Origin of the sequence: Leptospira sp. B5-022 (assembly GCF_000347035.1) — a bacterium.
GTDB lineage: Bacteria > Spirochaetota > Leptospiria > Leptospirales > Leptospiraceae > Leptospira_B > Leptospira_B cinconiae.
Genome location: NZ_ANIJ01000018.1, coordinates 454446 through 477352, shown reverse-complemented (window position 1 = coordinate 477352; position 22907 = coordinate 454446). Strand labels below are relative to the sequence as shown.

The 22907-nt window shown below is 40.0% G+C and carries 28 protein-coding genes and 3 tRNA genes; 10 read left to right on the top strand and 21 right to left on the bottom strand.

Features of this window, described 5'->3' with window-relative positions; translation table 11 throughout:
* Positions 1–27: 27 nt before the first annotated feature.
* The 5 genes from LEP1GSC192_RS10170 to LEP1GSC192_RS10150 form a co-directional block, all read right to left on the bottom strand.
* Positions 28–1158 (bottom strand): metallophosphoesterase, encoded by a 1131-nt coding sequence (locus LEP1GSC192_RS10170; RefSeq protein WP_020769508.1) that lies wholly within the window; start codon positions 1156–1158, stop codon positions 28–30.
* A complete protein-coding gene (locus tag LEP1GSC192_RS10165; protein WP_020769707.1) occupies positions 1155–1991 on the bottom strand; it encodes a bile acid:sodium symporter family protein in 837 nt (278 codons plus the stop codon). The genes LEP1GSC192_RS10170 and LEP1GSC192_RS10165 overlap by 4 nt, the downstream gene beginning before the upstream one ends.
* A gap of 3 nt (positions 1992–1994) precedes the next feature.
* Complete coding sequence (locus LEP1GSC192_RS10160; RefSeq protein WP_020769809.1) at positions 1995–2525, bottom strand: hypothetical protein; 531 nt, start codon at positions 2523–2525, stop codon at positions 1995–1997.
* Between the two features lie 7 nt (positions 2526–2532).
* Positions 2533–3279 carry a type I methionyl aminopeptidase gene (map, locus tag LEP1GSC192_RS10155; protein ID WP_020769623.1) on the bottom strand — a complete coding sequence of 249 codons (747 nt, stop codon included), beginning with the start codon at positions 3277–3279 and terminating at the stop codon, positions 2533–2535.
* Positions 3280–3353: 74 nt separating this feature from the next.
* A complete protein-coding gene (locus LEP1GSC192_RS10150) occupies positions 3354–3986 on the bottom strand; it encodes a hypothetical protein (protein ID WP_020769765.1) in 633 nt (210 codons plus the stop codon).
* A gap of 115 nt (positions 3987–4101) precedes the next feature.
* Here LEP1GSC192_RS10150 and LEP1GSC192_RS10145 point away from each other — a divergent pair, with 115 nt between their 5' ends.
* Positions 4102–4917: an SDR family oxidoreductase gene (locus LEP1GSC192_RS10145; protein WP_020769539.1), complete on the top strand. Its 816-nt coding sequence runs from the start codon at positions 4102–4104 to the stop codon at positions 4915–4917.
* Positions 4918–4998: 81 nt separating this feature from the next.
* Here the strand turns inward: LEP1GSC192_RS10145 and LEP1GSC192_RS10140 are convergent, their stop codons facing one another.
* The 10 genes from LEP1GSC192_RS10140 to LEP1GSC192_RS10090 all read right to left on the bottom strand — a co-directional run bounded on the left by LEP1GSC192_RS10140 (position 4999) and on the right by LEP1GSC192_RS10090 (position 11864).
* Positions 4999–5757: an amidohydrolase family protein gene (locus LEP1GSC192_RS10140; RefSeq protein ID WP_020769470.1), complete on the bottom strand. Its 759-nt coding sequence runs from the start codon at positions 5755–5757 to the stop codon at positions 4999–5001.
* A 79-nt stretch (positions 5758–5836) separates the two neighbouring features.
* Positions 5837–6430, bottom strand: coding sequence for an RDD family protein (locus LEP1GSC192_RS10135; RefSeq protein WP_020769571.1), 594 nt, complete (start codon positions 6428–6430; stop codon positions 5837–5839).
* An 11-nt stretch (positions 6431–6441) separates the two neighbouring features.
* The gene (locus LEP1GSC192_RS10130; protein ID WP_020769714.1) at positions 6442–6975 is read right to left on the bottom strand and encodes a hypothetical protein; all 534 of its coding nucleotides are present in this window, start codon (positions 6973–6975) and stop codon (positions 6442–6444) included.
* A gap of 134 nt (positions 6976–7109) precedes the next feature.
* Entirely contained in the window at positions 7110–7700 is a 591-nt protein-coding gene (locus LEP1GSC192_RS10125; protein WP_020769838.1) for a glutathione S-transferase family protein, read from the bottom strand.
* A 69-nt stretch (positions 7701–7769) separates the two neighbouring features.
* Positions 7770–8480 (bottom strand): subclass B1 metallo-beta-lactamase, encoded by a 711-nt coding sequence (gene bla / locus LEP1GSC192_RS10120; protein ID WP_036089565.1) that lies wholly within the window; start codon positions 8478–8480, stop codon positions 7770–7772.
* Positions 8477–8875, bottom strand: a complete 399-nt coding sequence (locus tag LEP1GSC192_RS10115; protein WP_020769468.1) for an MORN repeat protein — start codon at positions 8873–8875, stop codon at positions 8477–8479. Before LEP1GSC192_RS10115 ends, bla begins: the two co-directional genes overlap by 4 nt.
* Positions 8876–8943: 68 nt before the next feature.
* Positions 8944–9432: a MarR family winged helix-turn-helix transcriptional regulator gene (locus LEP1GSC192_RS10110; RefSeq protein WP_020769576.1), complete on the bottom strand. Its 489-nt coding sequence runs from the start codon at positions 9430–9432 to the stop codon at positions 8944–8946.
* Between the two features lie 42 nt (positions 9433–9474).
* Entirely contained in the window at positions 9475–10002 is a 528-nt protein-coding gene (locus tag LEP1GSC192_RS10105) for a thioesterase family protein (protein WP_020769668.1), read from the bottom strand.
* Between the two features lie 258 nt (positions 10003–10260).
* Positions 10261–11109 carry a hypothetical protein gene (locus tag LEP1GSC192_RS10095; RefSeq protein ID WP_020769495.1) on the bottom strand — a complete coding sequence of 283 codons (849 nt, stop codon included), beginning with the start codon at positions 11107–11109 and terminating at the stop codon, positions 10261–10263.
* 56 nt (positions 11110–11165) lie between these two features.
* The gene (locus tag LEP1GSC192_RS10090; protein ID WP_020769852.1) at positions 11166–11864 is read right to left on the bottom strand and encodes a hypothetical protein; all 699 of its coding nucleotides are present in this window, start codon (positions 11862–11864) and stop codon (positions 11166–11168) included.
* A gap of 176 nt (positions 11865–12040) precedes the next feature.
* On the opposite strand from LEP1GSC192_RS10090, the gene LEP1GSC192_RS10085 reads away from it, so the two are divergent.
* Positions 12041–12940 carry a LysM peptidoglycan-binding domain-containing protein gene (locus LEP1GSC192_RS10085; protein ID WP_020769613.1) on the top strand — a complete coding sequence of 300 codons (900 nt, stop codon included), beginning with the start codon at positions 12041–12043 and terminating at the stop codon, positions 12938–12940.
* Positions 12941–13035: 95 nt separating this feature from the next.
* Positions 13036–14175 carry a hypothetical protein gene (locus LEP1GSC192_RS10080; protein WP_232421001.1) on the top strand — a complete coding sequence of 380 codons (1140 nt, stop codon included), beginning with the start codon at positions 13036–13038 and terminating at the stop codon, positions 14173–14175.
* A gap of 70 nt (positions 14176–14245) precedes the next feature.
* Here LEP1GSC192_RS10080 and LEP1GSC192_RS10075 read toward each other — a convergent pair whose 3' ends face one another.
* From LEP1GSC192_RS10075 to LEP1GSC192_RS10050, 6 genes are all read right to left on the bottom strand, one after another.
* The gene (locus tag LEP1GSC192_RS10075) at positions 14246–15280 is read right to left on the bottom strand and encodes a carboxypeptidase (RefSeq protein ID WP_020769456.1); all 1035 of its coding nucleotides are present in this window, start codon (positions 15278–15280) and stop codon (positions 14246–14248) included.
* A 129-nt stretch (positions 15281–15409) separates the two neighbouring features.
* Complete coding sequence (locus tag LEP1GSC192_RS10070; RefSeq protein WP_020769588.1) at positions 15410–15895, bottom strand: hypothetical protein; 486 nt, start codon at positions 15893–15895, stop codon at positions 15410–15412.
* A gap of 147 nt (positions 15896–16042) precedes the next feature.
* On the bottom strand, positions 16043–17209 hold the full coding sequence (locus tag LEP1GSC192_RS10065; RefSeq protein WP_232421000.1) for a hypothetical protein: 1167 nt from the start codon (positions 17207–17209) through the stop codon (positions 16043–16045).
* Between the two features lie 60 nt (positions 17210–17269).
* Positions 17270–17731 (bottom strand): SAM-dependent methyltransferase, encoded by a 462-nt coding sequence (locus tag LEP1GSC192_RS10060; RefSeq protein ID WP_036089552.1) that lies wholly within the window; start codon positions 17729–17731, stop codon positions 17270–17272.
* A 138-nt stretch (positions 17732–17869) separates the two neighbouring features.
* Positions 17870–18385 (bottom strand): hypothetical protein, encoded by a 516-nt coding sequence (locus tag LEP1GSC192_RS10055; protein WP_232420999.1) that lies wholly within the window; start codon positions 18383–18385, stop codon positions 17870–17872.
* Positions 18386–18675: 290 nt separating this feature from the next.
* A complete protein-coding gene (locus LEP1GSC192_RS10050; RefSeq protein WP_157186902.1) occupies positions 18676–19269 on the bottom strand; it encodes a hypothetical protein in 594 nt (197 codons plus the stop codon).
* A gap of 261 nt (positions 19270–19530) precedes the next feature.
* Here LEP1GSC192_RS10050 and sppA point away from each other — a divergent pair, with 261 nt between their 5' ends.
* The 7 genes from sppA (at position 19531) to LEP1GSC192_RS10015 (ending at position 22869) form a co-directional block, all read left to right on the top strand.
* Positions 19531–20496: a signal peptide peptidase SppA gene (gene sppA / locus LEP1GSC192_RS10045; protein WP_020769551.1), complete on the top strand. Its 966-nt coding sequence runs from the start codon at positions 19531–19533 to the stop codon at positions 20494–20496.
* Between the two features lie 7 nt (positions 20497–20503).
* A complete protein-coding gene (locus tag LEP1GSC192_RS10040) occupies positions 20504–21106 on the top strand; it encodes a hypothetical protein (RefSeq protein WP_036089548.1) in 603 nt (200 codons plus the stop codon).
* Positions 21107–21114: 8 nt separating this feature from the next.
* Positions 21115–21867, top strand: coding sequence for a 5'/3'-nucleotidase SurE (gene surE / locus LEP1GSC192_RS10035; RefSeq protein WP_020769790.1), 753 nt, complete (start codon positions 21115–21117; stop codon positions 21865–21867).
* Complete coding sequence (locus tag LEP1GSC192_RS10030; protein WP_020769659.1) at positions 21868–22581, top strand: tetratricopeptide repeat protein; 714 nt, start codon at positions 21868–21870, stop codon at positions 22579–22581.
* Between the two features lie 35 nt (positions 22582–22616).
* Positions 22617–22688 (top strand) — tRNA-Pro (locus LEP1GSC192_RS10025).
* Positions 22689–22710: 22 nt separating this feature from the next.
* Positions 22711–22787, top strand: a tRNA-Arg gene (locus LEP1GSC192_RS10020).
* 6 nt (positions 22788–22793) lie between these two features.
* A tRNA-His gene (locus tag LEP1GSC192_RS10015) sits at positions 22794–22869 on the top strand.
* Positions 22870–22907: the final 38 nt, after the last annotated feature.

Here is a 22907-nt window from a genome sequence, read left to right as displayed (position 1 = left end):
TCGGATCGGACCCTTTCTCAATAAATTTTAGATCCCGTTTTTTACGGTTTCTTTTGCGGAATTTGCTGGTAGAAGCTCCAACAAAATCAAATGAGGTCTTGCACCGAATCGAATTCTTGGAGCCACATGACCTTCTGCCCCTAAACCTCTACTGACTATAATATCCGTATTTTCATACGTGTTCAAACCGCCGGCTGCTATATGGCGAGGAACTCTGGAAAGAGTTAAAATAGGTCCAAAAAACGGGACTTGCACCTGTCCGCCATGCGTATGTCCCGCCAAAATCAGATCCACTTTTTCATTCGGTTGGTGCAAAACGGAATCAGGATAATGGCTGATCATAATAGAATAAATATCTTCCGGGATCTCTCTTTTCAAACTCCAGATCAAAGTTTTGTTCCTGTAATCCGGCAAACCTAATCCGATCAAACCGATCTTATTTTTTCCGATCCGGAGAACTTTAGATTTACGATCCAAAAGAACGGATCCGGATTTAGAATAAAAATCGGTATGGCGTAAGATATGATCCACATCTCCGGTAACAAAATAGAATCCATTATTACTTTTGAATTCTTTTAAATATGAAGTTACGATCGGATACAAGGAGGAATGATTCATCACATCTCCCGTAAACAAAATAAGATCGGGTTGAAAACGATTCGCTTCTTCCCTAACTTCCAAATGTAGATCTCGAATATCGTCCGTCTGTAGATCCGAAATATGTACAATCTTTATGGGAGAATGTATCTTCTCCGATTGGATTCGAATACGTTCCACATCTAGAAAATTCGGCTCCCATACTTCTGAATAAAATTTGATAAAAACTAAGGAAATAGAAACGAATAAGAAAATAATTCTTTTGGAAAATACAAAATGCACAAGACCTAATATGGGAAGTGCAATTGTCAAAACAGTCCAAGCGATCCTGACCCGGATAAAAGAACTTATATCCAAAAAGAAGGGAACAGTAGACGCAAGAGCCAAATAGATCAATGTAAGAATTAGAATTCTTTTATAAAAGGAAAGCTCCCATTCTTTAGAAAAAATAAACCTCCTCTTATCCAGTAAGAATACGAGGAGAAATACGGTAAAAGTAATGATTACAAGAACATCTATTTTGAAATTGGTTTTCGAATATACATTTAAATAAAAATTCATATTTGGATCTTCTTCTTTCCATTCCAAAATTCAGCTGCAATTGCACTCAATAAATACATTACAGTCCCGTACATAAGAATAGTAAGTAAGGTCTCACTTTGTTTGATATGAAGTTCCGCAAGAAGTAGGGCCAAGGATAAACTTCTGATCGCGGAAACCATAGACAAGGAAGCTTTGACTTCCTGGGTGGAATTCAATAAAAAGATCCCAGGAAGGAGGGAAAAACAGACAGCTACGCAGGCAGCGATCCACACCAGCCAACCCAGGCTTAGCGCATATTCTCCGTACTGAAAGATCAAGAGTAAGATCGATAATACCAAACAGAAAGTGCTGAATCTTTCTACCCAAGGAGCAATCGGATCGAAAATTTTAGGGAAGAAGTATTTACTCAAAAATCCTAAAAGTAAGGGCAATCCCTGCAAAAAAGTCCCTATCAAAAAAAGTTTTAAGAACAGATCGAAGTTGAATCCGGAATCGCCTTGGTAAATGGAAAAGATTAAGGGTGTGAGGACCGTATTAGCCCCGTTCAATAGTGCAATCAGGATTCCGCCTAACGCAGGATTGCCCTTTGCCCTTAATACGAACAGCCCTCCTGAAGCTCCCCCCGGAGAAGCAGCACAAAGAAAAATGGCCGTAAAGGTAAGTTCGGATACACCCAAAAATTTTCCGGCAAAAAAAACGAAAACAGGAAGTATCACGAAATTCCAAAAGAATGCGAATATAAGGATCGGAACAAATTTAGCCCAGGAACCCAGCTCTTTTTTTTCTATCCTTAGTCCCAAACCGTACATAGAAGAAAGGGACAGAAGAATGAGTGCGATTCGTATTAACATTTTTTAATTTTGTGAGAGAATTTTTTTAAGGAAACTTCTCTCTTTAATCGTTTGGGAGATAAAACTGGAAATCGCGAAAAAAAATGCGAATCCTAAGAAAAAGTAAGGGGCTATAGAAACCTGTTCTTGTGGAATATTATTCTGCACTAGCATACCATAGAACACTACCACGAACAAGGCCGCAGGAACAGTCATCACAGAACCTATATTAATGAACAATTTATATTGGATGGAGCCGTTCTCCGCCTTCTCGGCATAACCGAAAGACCATAACCAATTTCTATGTTTTGCCAATTGAGAAGCGTTTTGAAACAGAAGTTTTTCCCCTACTGCTTGGACAACATATCCTGCTTTGCCGAATTGAGAAGAGGCCGAATTCAAATCCGACTTTAATTCTCCGGACAAAATAGCCGGGAAGAAGGAACCGAAATTTTTTTTGGAAAAAGTTTCTTTCTGCTTTCTATCCCAAATAGAAAGAACAAATACTAGAATGAAGATCAGGATAGGAATTACGTTCAAAATTATGGTAATCATCTGTTTTTTATGCCGCTGTAAGTATAATAGGTCCGAAGTCCGTAACAACTACTGAATGTTCAAACTGAGCAGTAAACGAACCGTCAGGAGTTTTTAAAGTCCATCCATCCGATCCTTCTACAAAATCTTCGGCTCCGGTTGAAACGAAAGTTTCCACCGCGATGACTTGCCCCGATCTTAAAATTCGCTTATCTCTAGGCTCGTAATAATTACAAATATTGAATGGTTCTTCGTGGAGAGATTTTCCCACTCCATGTCCGCATAAGGTCCGGATCACCTTGTATCCATTCCTCTTTGCAGTATTCTCTATGGTTTTGCCGATAGAGTTCAGTTTTTGTCCCGTTCTTACTCCCGAAAGAGCACGTTTTAACGCTTCTGAAGAGACATCCAATAATTTGGTTAAACCTTTCTCATCTTGACCAACTATTAAAGTATAACCGGTGTCTGCAAAATACCCGTTTAATTCCAAAGAAACATCTAGATTCAATAGGTCCCCTTCTTTCAAAATACGATCGTTTGGAATTCCATGAGCAATCTCAGTATTCAAGCTGATACATGTGTTACCGGGAAATTTGTACATGAGTTGGGGAGCACTTTTCGCTCCGAACTTAGAGAAATAAGAATGAGCGATACGGTCCAGTTCTTTGGTGCTGATCCCCGGCTTAGCAGCTTCTCTCATCTTGACCAAAGTCTCGGCAGTAATTCTGCCTACTCTTTTTAATGCTTTCAGATCTTCTTCATTACGAACCGTCATAAATATTAATTCTACAGAGAGAAACGATCTGGCAAACGATAAATATAGGAATTCCTACAAGAACCTAAAGAATCTCAAAGTTTCCGTTTTACTTCCCGGAAAGTATAAAGAAGTTCGGAAGAGATCTGATCGCAAGTTTGCATATATTTCTCTAACGGATTTTCGGAATCGTCAGCAATTTTAGGATCTTCGAATGGAAGAGAGATCCTTGCTTCCGCTCCCGGAACATAGGGGCAGGATTCATCCGCTTGGGAACAAACCAAAACCGCAATGAACTCGGAGACAGGATTCGGAGCATCTTGGAATTTTTTGGAATAAGCGGTTAAAGCAGGAGTCCCATCCGCCCACCAAATTGAATATTTAGGATTGCGAGGGGGGCCTTGGTTCTCCAAACGAAATCCGCAATTTCCTAAAACGTTTACTACATTCGGATGTAGCTCGGTGATACTCGTTCCCCCGGAAAAAGATTTGATCCCGGGAAAATCAAAATAATGAGGAATACTTGCTGCGAATGCCTGAGCGATCTGGCTCCTTCTCGAATTATGAGTGCATATAAAAACTAAATTCGCTTTTTGTTTGTTCTCAAAAGATTGGAGAATAGAATCCGCCAACGAAGAAAGTACCGCCTTTCTTTCCTTAGTGATCTTATCGACCAAAGAAAGTTTTGCATCCAAATATGTTTTTAAAGGTTGGAATAAAGGAGACATTCCGGAAACTCTAAGTTCCTTTTTCCATGGAGCAAGCTAGATTTTTCAGGTTTTGAAAGGCTTTGACAGATTTCAGAACTTAGGGGATCTATTGCGAAATCGAAAAGGAAATTAAATGAAAACGAACATCAATCAAAAAACAGCGCTCATTACCGGAGGTTCTTCCGGAATTGGTAAAGAACTTTCTCTCCTATTATACAAACAAGGCTATCAAGTAATAGTGGTCAGCATTTCCAAAGAAGAATTAAAACTTCTGCATAAAGAATGCAAAGACATAAACCCTTCCGGAAAATTAGAAACCTTCGAAGCGGATCTAACTCAAACAGAAAGTATTCCTAAAATTCTAAAATGGATCTCCAAACTGAATTTAGAAGTAGATGTCCTGGTCAATAATGCGGGATTCGGGCTTTGGGGAAAATCCTGGGAACTTTCTCCGGAAAAAGTGGATTCCATGCTTTTACTAAACGTGAATGCAGTTACCAGACTTTCCAACGAATTTTCTAAAAGAATGATAGAACGTAAAAACGGTTTTATATTGAACGTTGCATCTACAGCTTCTTTGCAGCCTCTATCCTATATGGCGGCTTATGCAGCTAGCAAAGCGTATGTGGTTAGTTTTTCGGAAGCATTGGCTGAGGAACTTTCTCCTTATAGGGTCAAACTTGGGATCTTATATCCGGGAACCACTAAGACAAACTTTCTTTCCGTAGCAGGAATTCATAAAGAAAACAAAAAGGGATCGTTAGGAAATCTTGCCTACTCTATCGCGATGGATCCGAAAGATGTGGCCAAGGTTGCATTTAACGCGATCCAAAACGAGACCAAAAGATCCGTCCCGGGATTTATGAATCAGGCACATTATTATTCTACGAAAATATTTCCCTCTTGGATCGTTAAAAGGATAGCGGATCGGATCTTTAAAAAAGAATAAATTACAGTCCACCCCAAAATATAGGTTATCGTTCAATACCAAGTCGCGGACTTCAAGAGCCTGATCTTTTGGGACGGGCTCTTATACTTTTACGTTTACGCCGTAAAACTCTAGAGCATTCGTATATAATACTTTTTGTAATAATTCTCCATCGAAAGTTTCCGTTACGAGATGTAGATCCTCTTCGGTAAAAGGAGCAGGAGAACGAGTGGAAGGAAGATCCGTCCCGAACATCAAGGCATCCGGATTGATATCTGAAATATCCGCTAGGGCCGATCTTATATCCATATTGGTCCGTCCGAAACCTGTAGCCTTGACTCTTACTCCTTTCTCAACCAATCTTAAAGTAGTGGAAAATCCTTGTTTAGATAATCCTAAATGATCTATTGAAACCTTAGGTAGGGACAATAAGACTTCTTCCAAAAATTCGTCGATCTCTTTGGCATCAATATACAATTCCACATGCCAACCGGCTATATCATAGACACGGGCTCCCATCTCCTTGATCTTGGAAATTTCCTCAGAGCCCCCCCTTCTTACGTTAAATCTTACTGCCCTCACTCCCGATTTATGAAGAGATAAAATTTCGGAATCCTTAGTGTTTGCAGGAAGTTGGGTCACACCTACATAATTTTTTCCTAATACGGAAAGCGCATCCAATAAGTAAGTCTGATCGAACGCCTGAAAAGAACCGGAAACGACTGCACCTCCTTTGATCCTGAGCCAATCCGCTTGTTTATTATAGTCCGAAACCGTAAAGGGTTCGGGCAAAAAACCGTGATTTGGCACCAAAGGAAATCTTGGATCTATGATATGGAAGTGAGAATCGAAGATCCGCATTTTTGTAGTATAACATTTACGGAATATGAGTCAAGAGATTGTAGAAAGGAAATTTATTTCATTATTCGGCCATATATCGTCATTCCGCTCTATAACGAAATACCCTGGTCCCTGCAAAAAGGTCGTGTAATGCCGTCCTTTTGTGAGAAAAGAAGATATAAATCAACGAAATCCCATAATATACGATCGAATCCCAAAAGGTAAAATTATCCAAAGGATTCCATTTATTCAAGATCCTATGAACGCCTGCCAATGGCAGACCTTCCATTTCAGCCTGGTGTTCCATGAAAATCCTAGAATCATACACTGCACTCACGATAGTTACTAATGACAAAGCAAGTTCGGGCAAGATCCTGATAAAAGATCTACCCCAACCTAAACGCCCTTTGTTCGAATCGGTAACGATTATCCCCGCAAAGGCCTTACCAAACGTCCTACCGAATAAGGCGTGCATCACGAATCTATACCCTATATAAAGGAGGGAATGTAAGGCGGTATAGAACGGAAACACCGCGTATACCATTTTATTATGGTAATAAAAAACAAGGACTTGCGGGATTAAAACAGGACATAAGATCAAAAAATCCAGGAATTGAGCATAAACCCGCCTGCTCAAACTTGCGTAAGCCAAATGTCTTTCTTCAATATCAATTTTTTTGAATATACTCTTCATCTGCGAGATAGTTATAGGATATTTCTAAAATGAAAAACGAACCATCTAAGTTCTTTGCCGCTTTCGCAAAGATAAAACCCGTCTTTGTCTTTATGAGATACAACAGGGATATCCTTGAAAATTTCCGCCCAAAATCCATTGGGACAAGGTTCCCACCAGTCCGGTTTACAATTCCCCTGATCAAAATTTTCAGGCCAATCCTTTGGATAAGAATCGAATCTGCGGTTCAACCCTGGATGGTTTTTGAATCGTTCCAAGAGCGACTTCCTGAACTCGGAACTTTCTACCTTATATTTGGAATAAACCACCCAAGATTCTTTATAACCGCAACGTTTGATAAAGTAATTCGTTACACCATTGGGAATACCTAAGACCCCAAACTTCTCCGCCTCTGCCCTTGTTAGGTTCTTAAACTCGAAACGATCCGTAAAGACCGGAACACCCGAACCGTTCCGGAGGAAAGAATATAGAAAAATCCCGAAAACAATAACAATAACCGCGATTCCGCACGTTAGATAAATCTTAGAAAGAGGGTATTTCGTCATTTTTTCGCCGGGATCGGATCGGCCGAATCTTAACGGTAGAATATGGAAACCAAAAGTAAGGAATCAAGGAGAATTTAGAAAAGCATACTCACGCTTCTCCCCGTCTTGAAACGTACACTTTTCAATATAAATCCTTAGTATATCGGAATAAAATCCCGGAGCTCTCTGACCCTTTTTATCCAAGAGCATAAGTTCGGAAAATCCGAAACAGGAAAATGACCTTCTTCCGCCACATGTGTATATGCAAAGAGGGAAATATCAGCAATGCTCGGCTTCTCAAAGCCGAAATATTGATTCTTAACAAGATGATCATCCATGATCTTAAGAGCCTCCAATCCTTTCGTATGATTTCCAGGGATCCTTGGGTCATCCTTTTTATTTTGAAAATGGATCAACCAGCGATTAACGGCAATATATGGCTCGTGACTATATTGTTCAAAGAACATCCATTGTAATATTCTAGATTGGACTAAAAGATCTTCCGGAAAGAAACTACTTTCCTTAGCTAAGAAGTATAAGATCGCGTTCGACTCGGAAAGAAAATCCCCGGAGTCCAATTCCAAGAGAGGTACTTTCCCTACGGGATTTTTAAGAAGAAATTCCGGAGTCCTGGTCTCGCCCTTTCTGGTGTCGGTCTCAATCCATTCATAAGGGATTTTCAATAAATGAAGTAGTAGTTTAATTTTATAACAGTTCCCGGAAACGGAAGTACCATAAACTTTCATCTGTGATCGCCTAAATAATTTAAATTCCAACGAACCTAAATGTTAAGTTAGGAACCGCAATGAAAAAATTTATTTCGAAACTCCCAACAACTCCAAGGTACGTTTCAAACTCTCTCTTCCGCCCCAAGCTTGATGTCCAGGAACTATGATAGAAATTTTCGGAAACATCTTCTCCAACTTACGAATGGTTTTGGGCCATTCTTTGAGATCCGCGTCCTTAGTGTTACCGATATCATCCGCTTCGACACTTTTTACCAAACAACCCCCGAATAAAATTCGAGATCCGGGAAGCCAGACGACCAAATTATCCTTAGAATGACCTGCGCCGGGGAAAAAAGTCTCAATTTTAGTTTTACCGAATACCAATAGATCCTTGTCTTTTAGGACTTTTTCCGGAACAGATTCACCTTCCTCTTTCAAAATAGAAATAGTTCTTTTCCCGGCATAAGAGGGAATATTTTGTTTTTTTAATATATCTATCCCACCCGCTCTATCCTCATGGAAATGGGTAATAATGACGGCAATCACCGGCTTTTTCAGATTATTAGAGATCCAATCCAAGAGTTCGAAGGTTTGTTCTTCTCCCCAGGCAGTATCCACGAGAACGACACCTTCTCCCGTTTCGATCAAAAGTCCGTTAGAAGGAAAATAACCGTCTTTTAGAAGTTTATAAGAAGTGTGTACGTAAATATTTTTACCGATCTGAGAAACCAGGAGCTTAGGTCCTTCTCCGTAAATCGAAACAGAAAATAGAATTAAGAAAAAACTAATATATTTCATTTTGGATTTTTGGCCAGAACCTGGATATCGTCTTTCCATTGCCCTTCGAAAATCGGATTCCCTTCCGGATCGGATAATTTACCGAAGCCGTTCCTTTTATTCATTTTCCATTCACCTTCGTAAACGGTACCATCCGCATATTTATAAGTGCCTTTGCCTTCTTTATTTCCCCGATCCCATTCCCCGTCGTAAGACTCCACTCCTCCTAATATAAGTTTGCCTTTTCCATGAGCTAGACCATTTTGGAAACTACCGTCATAACGATACGATCCGGACATGATCTTGGTCCCGGTCCCGTTTTTACAATCGCCTGAAACACAACTAGGAGAAAAGAAGTAATACGCGAAAAACAGTACAACGGGGATGATCAGGATAGGATAAAAGTTCTTATTCATTGACCTCAGAAACCGATTCGAATGTTAGGATTCCATAATATGGAAAAATAAACTAATAACATCGGATTTCAATCTTCCGATTTGGAAAATTCTTTAAAATTCCTTTTGCGAACGATCGAGTTTAACCTTTTTAGCAATCGTTTGAGATCGTCCTCCCCCATCGCCTCGGTAACCGTTGCCTGAGTCTCTTCCCAGATCGGATAAGCGACCCTCAAAGCTTCCAACCCTTTTTGGGTTAAGATCACCTTTCGAGCCCTTTTGTTTTCGGAAGGAACATCCGCGACATAGCCTAATTCTTCCAAAGGTGTCAAGTTACGGATCAAAGTTGTTCTATCTAAAACGAGAAGGTCCGCTAATTCGGCAAGGGCAAGACCATCAGTGGCGCCAAGAGTATGCAATAAACTGAATCTTTGAGAAGTAAGACCCGCTTTCTCCAATTCTCTATCGTAAAATTGAGTGACCGCCCGAGAGGCCCTGCGCAGATTGAAGTTCACACAACTTAAACCTGCGCTAAGCATATCCGCTTTGCTCGGAAATTTTTCGGACTTCCGAGCCATAGTGTTTTGAGACTTCTTGGACATAAAAGATAAAAAAGACTATCAGTCTTGGGAATATTTTCCCTCCGATACTTGTTTTCGCAACTGTTTTACCCTATCTTCGAAAGAACCATCTTCCAAACCAGGCTCATCAAATAAGAAGTTCCCTAAAAAAGACATCATCTCTTGGTCATGACGAACGGGACGCCCTTTTTGAAGATCAATAAAGGAGAACTGAGCTCTCAAAACGGCCTTCAAACGATTTCCTTCCTTATCTAGAAGTAAGTATTCATTATGGATCGTGGCCGGAGTCAGTCTGATCAAACGAGTCACTATTTTCACAACGTCATTCTGTTTGACCGGCTCCAAATATTGGGTCTCCACCTTACTCACCACCCAGGATTTACCCGAACTAGAACCGTATTCATAAAAATCGAAATTAGCGGTCTCTCTCAACTGCTCCGAACGAGCCTCCAAAAAGTAATCCATATACCTTGCATTATTCAAATGGCCGAAAGGATCACAATCCTGAAAACGTATCCTTGCAAAACTATAAGGGGAAAGCACCGGTTTACCTATCGTCAATTCCATACAGAATCTCCTAAGAGAATTAATGTGCACTTGCATATATGTAATTACACATGTGTAATTACATCAATTTGACTTCTCCGGATCTTGGTCAAGGCAAAAAATCCCCTTTCGCTATGTTGGAATTCCAACAAAAGACCGTATTTTTTAGTCTTGGCCGCGTCCTTGCTTTGCTCGGACCGGGCTCTCACCTCCGGTCAAAAAATCTCGTCCGCGATTTTTTGACCCCGGCTCGATCCCTCGCGGTATGATCTAAAAATTTCAGTCCAACTTCGAAGGTAGGCGATCCAACAATTCGGACCAGTGTGTTTTATCTTCCGGCCCTATTTTTCCTCTTTTATCGTAACGAATATTATAAATTCCGAATTCTCCTCTGTACAATTTAGAAACCTGAGAAGAAGTAGGTTGTTTACCACAACCGGAATGTTCCCAAGAATAAGAAATTTTTCCGGATTTCTCCGATTCCAGGCTCCAAAGAATATTCGGACATTCTTTCTTCTTACCGGATTCCAACAGAGAATAAATTTCAGTAGGGGAAGAGACTCTCACCTTATAAATATGAATGGAAAGCATCTCGCTCCAAAACAATAAAGACTCCTGTTTAGGAATATATTGCAATAATGCCTGATCCATCCTATCCACATCGGAAACCAATTTCCATTCTCTTCCGTCCAAACGAATGAACTCTCCTTCGGCCTCCAAAGAAAGATCTTTTCTAAATTGTTTCTTATCCGATTCGTGGATAGAAATTTCAGTTTGCAGATGAGTGATCTGTCCATTATCGTTTTTTAAAACGATTGCTATCCATTTACGAGTGGTCCCGACTTTTCGGATCCAATCCTTGTTCTCCGGAACTTCTACATTAAATCTTAAAAGAACAGAGCCTACTGTAAGCGGTTTTTCGTGCTGAAACAATAAAGTATCGGAAGAATTTTCATTTAATTCGAATGCTTCCAAACTCGCTAAAGACGGATTTTTTACGGTACCTTTTAGAAAGATCTCGATTCTTTTAGGTTCCGTTTTGTAATAAACCTTCTCTAATTTAAACCATTCGTTCTCAGTTCTTTTTTTGCGGACCATATCCGGAAAACAAGAACCAAACAGGAACATGCAAATAATAGAAATTACTATTTTAGAATATGATTTTCCGAAAGTAAGATACAAAGTTATTCTGCGACAATTCTTCTTCGAATGGAAACAAAATGAGCGAATAGAACGGAAGGAACTATAAAAGAAGGCAGCCATACGTATGGAAATTGGAGAATCGCCCTGTTCGGTATATCAAAGGACAATTTTTGAAATGGCCCCGGTGCGGATAAGATCCCCAGGATCACTATATTCAATAAAAATAAAAGGCCAATTAGATTCCAAAACAAAATCCAATTTTTAGAAGAAGTAGGTTTATTTAAAATGAAATAGGCCGCGATCGGTGCGGTTAATCCGATTAGAATATCGAAATTCCAACCTGCAAACGTCATATTGACGGGCACCAAACCGTACATTGCCAGCCAGTATAAAACAAGCTCCACGGGTATCCTTGCCAGATGTAAGTAGAGTAAATTCTCCCCTGGGATCTGGTCCATCCAAGCCCTGCTAGACGGAAAAATAAAAAGTAAAACTAAGAACAAGATCGGAGGAACCACCATACAAAGAAATCTGGGAGGAAAAGAGTCCGTTACCAAATAAAATCCGGACCAACTTAAGACAGCTTGCAACAAAAGCCAGACAGCCAACGCTAATAGGATTAAAGAAGAACCGATCCAATTTTTTCGAGAGCCTAGTACAAGAGAGAAAAAATATCCCAAAATGGCAAATACCGTAGAACCGAAAACAATGGGAACAAATGGTGGAAGATGAGGAGACATTTACGATATCCGAAATGAGGCTCAAATCATTGGATTTTCGGAAAATTAGGCAATCATTTTCCACGAAATTCCGCCTGATTCTTGCATCTCCTTTTTCACCTAAGCAGCGTATTTTGTTGGAATTCCCAAAAGATTCTCTTCTAATGATAGAATAGAACTAGTTTCCAGGATAATCTATGGCCTTCCAGAATTTCCCTTTTTCGATCTCTCGATCCAAACTTTTTCATATTTTTGCAATCTTACTCATTTCCGTTTCTTTGATCGGTTTACTCGCAGAACCTAAAAAAGGAGTTCAAGAAGACGTTTTCGAATACAAGGTAAAAAAGAATGATACCTTATCCAAGATCGCTAAGGAATTCCTACAAGATCCGAGAAACTGGAAAGAATTATTAAAATATAATGAAATTCCAAATCCTTCCTTGATTAGAGAAGGAACTACACTTTTGATCCCTGGGTTCTTAAGAAAAGATACCATCTCTGCAACCGGAGAAATTATCAAACCGAATGCAGGTCCTGTGGCAGTCGCAGATTTCCAAAAAGGCCAAGTTCAATTCTCCAGAGATTTTACTCCGACAGGACTTCCTGCAAGCTGGTCCAAACTTTCCAAGGACCAGTTATTGAATATGGACGATTGGATTCAGACAGGGCAAGCCTCTTCTTCCAAAATTATCTTCACTAAAAACGGAACCGTAGTAGAGTTAAGAGAAAAAACCTTAACTAAGATCGTAAAAACAAGTTCGGAATCCATTTCAGAATACAAACTGAATAAAGATGGAGGGATTCTGGAACTCAAGTCAGGCTATCTGGAAGCCAAGGTCCCTCCTAAAAAACCGGGTGACGATACCCGCAAATTTATGGTTGTAACTCCTACAGCGGTAGTCGGAGTGAGAGGAACAGAATTATACGTAAACGCTCCTGATCCGGAGAACACTATGGTGGGATGTTACAAAGGAGAATTAGAAGTCTCTGCGGAAGGAAAAACGGTAGCAGTCCCAGCGGGATTCGGTACTACCGTGGTCAAAGGACAGGCTCCTTCCAAACCGGAAAAACTTCCCGAGAAGGTTGAGTTAGAGTGAGAATTCTGGATCAGAATATTATAAAATTAAAATTTTCATTTTTATTATCTTTTCTGCTTTTTCTCCCGGGAGAAACGTTTTCCGAACAACAACGGGTGAGCCTTCGTTGGAAACCCAGCCAAGGAGCCGAAAGTTATCTGATCGAACTTTCGGAAGACCGGGAATTTTTAAGAGTCCACCATTTTTATAAGACCAAAAACTTCCGTTACGAATTTAATTCACAAGATTCCAAATTTTACGTGCGTGTAGTCGGGATCAATGTGGACGGGGTAAGAGGAGTTTCTTCTCCTATCATTTCCTTATCGGAAAAATTCGCCACGGCTCCGAAAGTTAAGGTGGAAAGACCTTCTACAGTCGTTGCTTCTTCCGAGGAATTACGGATCTCGCTCGGCGATCCAAAAACCGGCGGACCTTCTTCCAATTCGATGGGATCTCCAAATTCTCAAAAACAAGTTCCTGTCTCAACTTATTATAGAGTGAACGGAGGCGAATGGCAAAAGTATGAAGGTTCCATTTCCCTTTCCCAAGAAGGTTGGAACGAGGTAGAATTTTATTCAGAAGATATATTAGGAAATAAAGAAACGCCTAAAAAGACAAAGTATCTGAAAGACACCACTGCCCCCCAGGTCCGTTTAATCGGAGAGAAAAAGGGGCAATCTGGTCTGATAGAGATCAAATCCGGAGCGGAACTTACATTACAAGTTACTGAAGAAGGTTCCGGATTGGAAGAGATCACTATCAACCTTACCGCAAGAGACGGAAGCGGAGCGGAAGTAAATCTAACTCTATCCGGAGAGGAAGCTAAGAAGCCGATCAAAATATCTTCCCTAGGTATAGATGGTCTTTCTATTCTTCGTTGGGAAGCAAATGATAAGGCGGGAAATTATATCCAATCGGAGATACCCTTATTGATAGATGCAAAACATCCAGTATGCGTATTTGCTCCGTCGGAAGGTAAACTCCGAGAAGACGGTATCTATTATTTAAAGGAAAACGGGTTGATCACGATCCGTTGCGAAGATCCGGGAACCGGATCAGGGATTTTCAAATTGGAATATAAGATAGACGATACCGCGGTTCTACCATATCAAAATCCGATAGGATTCAATACGGGAATTCATACGGTTACGGTTTATACTTCGGACAGAGTTGGAAACCAAGCGGAGTACAAGATCAAAGTGAACGTATTAAAGCCGAACTGGCAAAAGACCGGATCCGAACTCCAGGAAAATTAGTTTATTAGATTTTTATTAAGAGAAAAAGAAGAAGGGACCTGCTTTATTAGCAGATCCCTTTTGGCGGTTTCTAATTTTCTGTGCTTGGTGAATTGGAAGAACTTGTAGGCTTAGCTGCCGGAACAGGAGAGCTCGGTTTGTTATCCACTTTTTGGATCTTAGTTTCAGGAGGAGTGGTATCTACTATAAAAGCGATCTTTTTGACCTCACTTTCGTTACCTACCGAATCCACTGATTTAGCTTCGATCGTATGATTCCCTTGTGCTTCTACGGAAACGGGATCAGAATACGCTTTCCATTCTCCAGAATCCAATTTATAGAAGATCTGTTTAATTCCTGATAATGTGTCGGAAGCCTTGATGGTAAAAGTATTCCCGCTTTTTACGAAAATTTTATCTTTTACGGTCACAAGTGCAGACCCGAAAAGTTCTACTAAAGGTTTTTCTTGATCTACCGTTACTGCCAAAACGGAATCGGTAGAAGAGTTTCCGGACTTATCGGTTGCAGAAAACTTAATAGTATTCACTCCTGCTTTTTCTAACTGTATCGGTTTACCGTCATACACTTTTGGCTCTGAGCCGTTGATTGAAATTTTGATATCCTGAACTCCGGCCAAGTTATCCTGAGCGGTAATAGAGTAAGTCAAACCCTTTGTGGCATAGTTCGTATTCTCATGAACTACAAGTGCGGCACTCGGAGTGATCTTTGTAGAAGGAGGAGTATTATCGACTAAAACGTTAAAATGTTTTTCAGGCTCTTTGTTTCCCGCCTTATCCACCGCCCTATACGTGATCTTAGTCAGACCTTCCTTGACCAATGTGATAGAAGAAACGTATTTATTATAATCGCCCGATCCAATCTTATATTCGATGTAATCCACAGTGGAGCCTTCATCCTTGGAGTTAAACTCGAAGGAAGATTGGGAATTGATATATAGATCCGGTTTTTCTCCGGAAGACGATTCTCTATCTGTAGCGGACGGTTTCGTAGTCTCCGCCTTAGGAATAGTGGACTTAGGAGCGGTTGTGCTTGGTGAAGTTTGAGCGAGAATAGCGCTGGAGACTAGCAAAGTTGCCAGAGGGACCCATAAGGGATTGCGATTCATTCTTTTCTCCATTGGAAAATTAGTGTTATCACTGTTTGACGATAAAAAATCCACGGAATCCTTCCATTTCTTCGTGAGAATTTAGAAAAAATTCCGACTAAATTTCGTCACCTTGACGGAGAAAATTATCTACTTCTTCTTTTCCTTTTGGGAGAAGGACCCAGCTTTCCAAAATTTATAAACCGGTAAAAAACTGCCCAAAACTGGCAATAACATCAAAATAGCGTAGGTTTTTGAAAACAAACTTGTGGTCCCACTCTGGACCACATTAGCGGTGTTATATAAAGTCAGATCAGAAACGATCACTACACATAAATCCTGATTTTGTAATGTAGAATATACGAAATAAACGGGAATATAAGCTAGATAAAAATACAAACAGATCAAAAATGGAAAAGTAACAAGCGCCTGTCCCACCAATCCTCCGGACGGAGTTCCGTACCATACGAAAAAAAGGCATAACATAGAAACTGCGAAAGACACCTGGGTGAATAAAAGAAAAATACTATCATCACCTTGAGTACAGGTTCCGGTTTCTGCTAAAACGATACATATTGGAATGAGCAGGAATAGAAGATCCCCGAACCAGAACAGGATTTTTTTGAGTATATTCATTTATTTCGACAAAAGTTCCTTTAAAGCGATCGTATTATGATATTCCAAATTTTTAAAAGAATATAAAAATGTGATCACTTTTTCAGCCAAGGAAGTTTTTATTTTATTCAGACTTTCCGGATTTGAACTTTATCCGCATCGAGTCGTCTATACGATAAAATCTTTCGGATCTCTTCTGGGACTATAATAGTGATAATCACTTTTTCCCAAGCGAACCAACATTTGGATCTTTTCTCCAGGTTTTAAACTAGCTTCGAATTCTTTTCTGAGAAGATCCATTTCAGAATATTCTTGTAGTATTTGGCTCAATGGATGAAGAGAAAATCCGTTTTTAGTCGCAGCCAATTGAAGACGAAGGTAATCTCTTCCCGCCTGGACCCAATCGATGATCTCGTTATGATCCGTTTTCAAAAAAATAAATCCTTTCGAACTTTCTACCTGAGAAGTAAACATATCCATCCCGGCTTTTTTATTTTCCGGTGAATGCCAACTTTCTGCTCCGGGTTTTAAAAAAAAGTTTCGAGCAAAGTAATATTTCAAACCGGAAACTCCTGTCGCTCTAAGGGAAAGGCCGTCTTTAAATTTTCCGATCTCTTCGTCATTATAACGAAACCAAATTCTGGATTCTTCGTATGTATTATAAGTATCGGTTTCCGCCTGCATAGCGGCGATCAATTGGTTTCTCAATTTTTCTGATCCTGCTTTTGGAACAAATTTCAGTTCGGAATACAAAACTGCGGAGTCTTTGCGAATCTTCTCAAAATCTTGCCAAGTAAGATCTTCTCCTTCATAAATACTTCTTCGAGTTAATCTCTCCGAAATAAATTCCGATAGGGGATTTTGGACCAGATCATCTCGTTTGATCAGAACGATTTTAGCGATCGGTTTTTTGCCTATGTCCGCAATCGTATATTTTCCATCCGGAAAAAGAGAAACTTCTGCAGAATATCCCAATATCTGAATTCCTAAACTTAAGTTCTCTAGAAAGGTACCTTGGCCAATATGGATTTGCCGATACGTTGGATCCGTATCTTTTAATAAACGTTTTTCATCCACATACAAAAGTGCAGAATAATCATCTATAAGTTTGAATTTCCAAGGCTGAACATTATGTGGATTCGGAGCAGTAATCCCGATACGGATCGCTTTCAGAATGGGAGAGATATTTTCGGAAAGAAATTCGGGATCGAAAGGATTTTTTCTTTCGTAATCATATCTATCATTAGGAGAAGTTTTACAATACTGTAAAACTTGAGAAGCAGATAGAAATATTCCGAAACGAATGCCGGATTTCAGAAATGTTTTTCGACTCATGGAAACCATGGCCGAAAAAACTAAGGGAAATCAAGTCCCAGTCAATCCAATTCGAAGGAATTACTCCCAATAATTTATCATCAATTCTTTGGACCAATCCGGCTGAGTAATCCCTGACATTGGTAGGAATTCCCTCATCACAGGTTTAATATCCACAACAGGAGTTCCATCTATCGCATCCAAATATTTTACCAAAAGTTTTTTGCCGTCCCTTCTCAGAAGTTCTACGATCGTAGAACCTAGATGGTTTGGACGATTTTTCTTTCTTTGGACAAAAATCCCTACCTTTGGCCATTTTTTATTTTCTCTGGGGTGTTCGCTGCCTAATATAGGCTCCGATCCGATCGATTTATGAAAGATATAGATGATCTCTAAATGGGAGAATGTTTCGATCCCATCCAAGGACTCAGCGGGAATATTATCTTCTAACTCGATCTCGGAAACAATTTCCGCCCAGTAATCGTCCTGGATTTCTGATCTTGAGTTCGAGACCTTTGCGATCGGCCGAATCGTAAATTCCATAAAAGCCTCTTTCATCTGAAAAGATGTTTTAAGAGACGAATTAAATTACACTTAGGCAAGAAATTAATAAGCGAAGTCGATTAAAATATTGAGAGAATACGGGAACCGACTAATAACGTCGGCCCGCGTTAGGTAGGTTTAGTTTCCGGCTTCCGGTTTTGCAGTTAGGTATTCTTTGAATTTTGCGAGATCTTCTCCGGTGACTGGAATGGTGATTGGTTCAGATCCGGAATATAATCTAATAGTAAATTCATTAGACTTAAGAATTTCCTCTTCATCTTCTGCCTTCAATAAAAAGGTACCAGTCAATTCCTTATAAGTCCGAGACTTAGTATCCACCTTAGTTTTAAGGGTGTTAGAGCTGCTTGTAGTTGTACTACTTGAAGAAACTGTAGATGTAACTTTGGTTATGCTCTGTGATGCAGTGTTTCCGAAAGCTAAGGGGTTAGTTTTTTCCCCAATTTTTACGAATCCGCTCCTTTCAATCGGTGCATTCTGCTCGGTAGCATAAATAGTAAATCTAGTTACAGTAGGAACAATCTTATCTGTAGCGATTTCTCTGGTAAAATCCAAAGTAGCAACATACTTTTCCAGGCTACTATCTTCAAAAATCGCTCCAGGAAAAGACTCTAAGGAACGTATCTGTAATTTCATATTCACTATATGAACATTCTTAAAGCTATCCTTAGTAACTTTTACCTTTCCAAACGTGCTACATCCAATTGTAACGAAAAATAAAAAACATAATATGGTTAATTTTTTAAACAATTCAATTCTCCAATTTGTATATAGAATCCTATCCCCTGCAAATCTGCGACAGGTCAAGAGAGTATTTTTGAAATTTATGATAATAAGTTGAATAAGGAACATTATCTCATTTTGGATAACGTTCCTTTAGTGATAAACGTAGTTAGTTTATTCTAAACGGATAATATAGAACAAGATCATTCCAATTCCATTCCAGGTCGAGCAAGCAAAAAGTTTTTAAGATAATTGGAATTTTTCTCATCGAAAGTGAATGTCAAAGGGTAAGATCCCATATATAAGCGAATACTAAAAGGTTTACCTTCCAGTATAGCCTGTTCGTCTTCCCTTTTTAGCAAAAACATCCCACTCTGTTCCTTGCTAGTGTGCGTCCGAACGGAAGTTCTCGTCTGGGTATTTGTTCCTCCAGTCTGCTGGACTTTCGTAAAATCTACAAATCCACCTTTTGCATTCATGATCGCATTTGCATTCGCAGAGCCGATATTCGCAGAATTTACGGAAGTCGTAGTAGTAACGGAACTATTCGTAACTAGCTGACTATCGGAGTTACCGATCACAAGGGGACTGATCTTCTCACCTATTTTCAAAAAACCGGTCTTAGCAATTGGAGCATCGTTAGTCTCGCCATGATATGAAAATCTAATGGAAGTAGGGATCGCCTTATTATCAGGTCCTATCTCCCTTGTAAGATCGAAATAAAAGTAATACTTTAAATAGGTAGGTGCGCCGAAATAATCCAGATACGGTTCGTTTGATAAAAGCAATAACTTCATCTTTACTATATGAGTATTCTTAAAATCGTCTTTAATAATATTTATATGCCCAAAACGAAAAGTCAGGCAACTTTCGAAAAATAGAGCAAAAACAAAGAACCAAACTAAAGTCAAAATCCTAAACAAATTTAAACCCCTTACCTATATTGATACACATATTAAACTTATCTCCTCGTCAAGAGAAACCGGCCAGGTTTCTCAAACGAAACCAGACCCCGCTATTTCATTGACAGGGGATGGGTACCGAGATCCACTCTAATTGTGGACCGAAATCGTATCGCATTAGCAGTCACCTTTGTTGTCACCATTCTCTCCCTGTTCGTCGGACTTATTAATTTAGTTTCCAACGTTTCTTCTTCTAAACTCACGAAAGTGGATGCAGGTTCCGGATTCGGGACCGACAGGTTGGGAGCGGCTCTGATCAAAATAGAAGGAGAGATCCATTCCGGTCATTCCAGCTATGATTCTGCAGGAGCTCAAACCGTATTGGATCAACTTAGATCGATTGAAGATGATTCGAATATCGTCGGCATCTTGGTAGAGATCAACTCTCCCGGTGGATCCGTCGGTGCTTCTCAAGAGATCTATAAAGAACTAATGTATCTCCGAAAGGAAAAAAACAAAAAGGTCGTGGTATCCATGAAGGATATCGCGGCTTCCGGCGGTTATTATATAGCTTCCGCTGCGGATAAAATTTTCGCGCTAGGGGGAACTTTGACCGGCTCTATCGGAGTGATCGCGATCGCACCGAATATAAAAGGACTTTTAGAAAGATACGGAGTAAAGGTCCGTACATTTAAAGAAGGAAAATATAAGGACTCACTTTCTCTTTTTAGGGACAATACTCCGGAAGAAGACGCGATGATCCAAAAAATGCTCTCCGATACCTACGAAGAATTTATCGAAGATGTAGCTAAAGGAAGAAACCAAACCGTAAAATTCGTGGAAGCATTGGCAGAAGGTAGGATCTACTCCGGTCAGGACGCATTCCGAAACAAACTCGTGGATGATATCGGCGGCAGAAGAGAAGCGTTGGCCGAACTTTCCAAACTTTGTAATTACGACGGGACTCTTCCTTTATTCGAAGAAGAAGCAAATCCATGGGATAGGTTCTTCCGATTAATGCAGGCAAAGTCAGGCGGATTTCTCGGCGGAGAAAAAGTATTTCTTCAGGAGCTCAAACGTTCTCCTGTTTTAGTTTTATACCCTCACTCAATGGCATGGTAATTATCCCGTGTTGAAAGAATTATTCGGCAGATTTATAGATCTTTTAGACGCAGTGCTATTCGAACCGTTTCGTGTGGAAAATGTAATTTCTTCTTGGGGAACTTATCCGCTTAAAATAGTCGGTTTCTTAGTTCTGCTGCTTGCTTCCGTAAGCGCAGGAGCGGGTTATGTTTTCATCACTCCTCCGTTCACAGGAAGAAGTTTCGGACAATTCCTTATTGCGGCACTGACTCATTTATTGTTCTTCATACTTTTACCCTATACGATCGCATTCATCATGGATGGATTAGCCCAATCCAAAGGGAAGAAGGGAAACGCAAATACCACTCTCAGATTTGTGAACCTTTCTCTTTCTATATTTATTTCCAATGCTGCTTGGGCCATTCTACTTGCTCAGCTGGGACTAAAAGGAGGATTTGGAGTTTTTACTTTATACTCGATCCATTACGGATTGTTCATGGTGGTATTGGTTCGAGGGACTTCTTATATTTACGATCTAAAGTTTAAGGATTCCTTATTCATCAATATTTTCACATTTATCGTAACATTCTTCCTGCCTTTGGCGATGTATTCGGCCGTGATCACATCGTTTAATCCTTCTCTTCCGTAACATAGTATATGAATATTCTAATCACTAACGACGACGGGATCTCTTCCAACGGGATCCTTGCTTTGGAAAAAGTTTTAGGCAAAGAACATAATACCTATTTAATTGCTCCTCTTAAAGAACGCTCTGCAACTTCTATGGCATTGAGTATCTACGATTCTTTAAGAGTGGAGAAAGTGAACGAGAATCATTATATCGTAGACGGATACCCTGTAGACTGTGTGAACATCGGACTTCATGGGAAGATTTTTCCTAACATTGATTTGGTTCTTTCTGGGATTAATCGCGGAGTGAATATGGGACATGACGTACATTATTCTGGAACGGTTGGTGCGGCAAGGCACGGCGCTATTCATAATAGAAAAAGTTTGGCAGTCAGTTCCGGAAACTTGGACAAAAACTACGATTATATCAAGGAAGCGGAACTGGTCCACGAAATCCTCGGCTCATGGGTTGAAGAGTTTATCCCGGGAATAGTTTATAATATAAATATTCCCGAAAAATTTGAGGATTCGTTATCTGCTATTGAAATTGCTAAGTTAGGCAGAAGAACCTATATAGACACCTACGAATCTAAACCTATCATAGGAGGTATTTCGGACTTTTTCTTAGGAGGATCCCACTTGGGATATGTTCCTGAAGAAGGTACCGACTTCGATACATTCTTCCGTGGAAAAATACCGATCACACCTTTAAGTTTGGATCAAACTTCTCCACTTGAATTGGAAGAATTCAAAAAAAGGATCCGGGTAAAATCGAAGTAAATGGAAAAGAAAACTTCCAGAAAGATCCCAGCCAAAAGAAGGATTTTTACGGAAATCCTAAAAGAGAATTATACGATCGCACTCACATTGATCGATCGGGAAATGTCCGAAACCGGAAAAGATCCGGAACTACTTTATAATTTTGCAATATGCTGTTCCAGGACCGGAAACCATAAAAAATGTGTCTCCATTATCGAAGAATTGCTGGAAGAATTCCCTAAATTCTCGGAAAGAGACAACGCATTCAGAATGATGATCTATTCTCTTATCAGGACTGGAGATTACAAAACCGCTCTTGCAAAAACGGATGAACGTCTCAAACTTTCTCTGGATGATATCATTCTTCTTTCCCTAAAAGCATCCGCATTGGAAAAGTCCGGCGACACGAAAGCCGCAATCGAAACTCATTTGAGAATTTTGCGATTGAGACCGGAACAGAAAAACAGCCTAAATTCGGTGGCATATCTTCTTTTAGAGGGAAAGGAACCGAAACCGGAAGAGCTAAAACTGGCAATGGAAAATATCAAGCGGGCTCTACAATTGGATCCGGAAAATCCTGCTTATTTGGATTCTTTCGGAGTACTTTTGAGCAAATTGGGAAAAATGGAAGAAGCCAGAAAGGCCTTTGAAAAAGCCATTACCAAAGCTCCCAACGAAGATATAATTTTGGAACACCTGAAAAAACTGACCCAAACAAATAGACAAGCGACTTGACACCTCGACCTTTCGCGAAATCATGGACTTCGATCCGGGATGTAGCGCAGTGGTAGCGCATCTGTTTTGGGTACAGAGGGTCGCTGGTTCAAATCCAGTCATCCCGAATCCCTCTTTTACAAAACAAAAGACTCGGTAGCTCAGTTGGATAGAGCAACTGCCTTCTAAGCAGTGGGTCGGGGGTTCGAATCCCTCTCGGGTCACCAAACATGGTGAGCGTAGCTCAGTTGGTAGAGCTCCAGATTGTGGTTCTGGCTGTCGCGGGTTCGAGCCCCGTCGTTCACCCCAAACTCTTCCAAACCATAAAAATCAAATTAACTTAATCG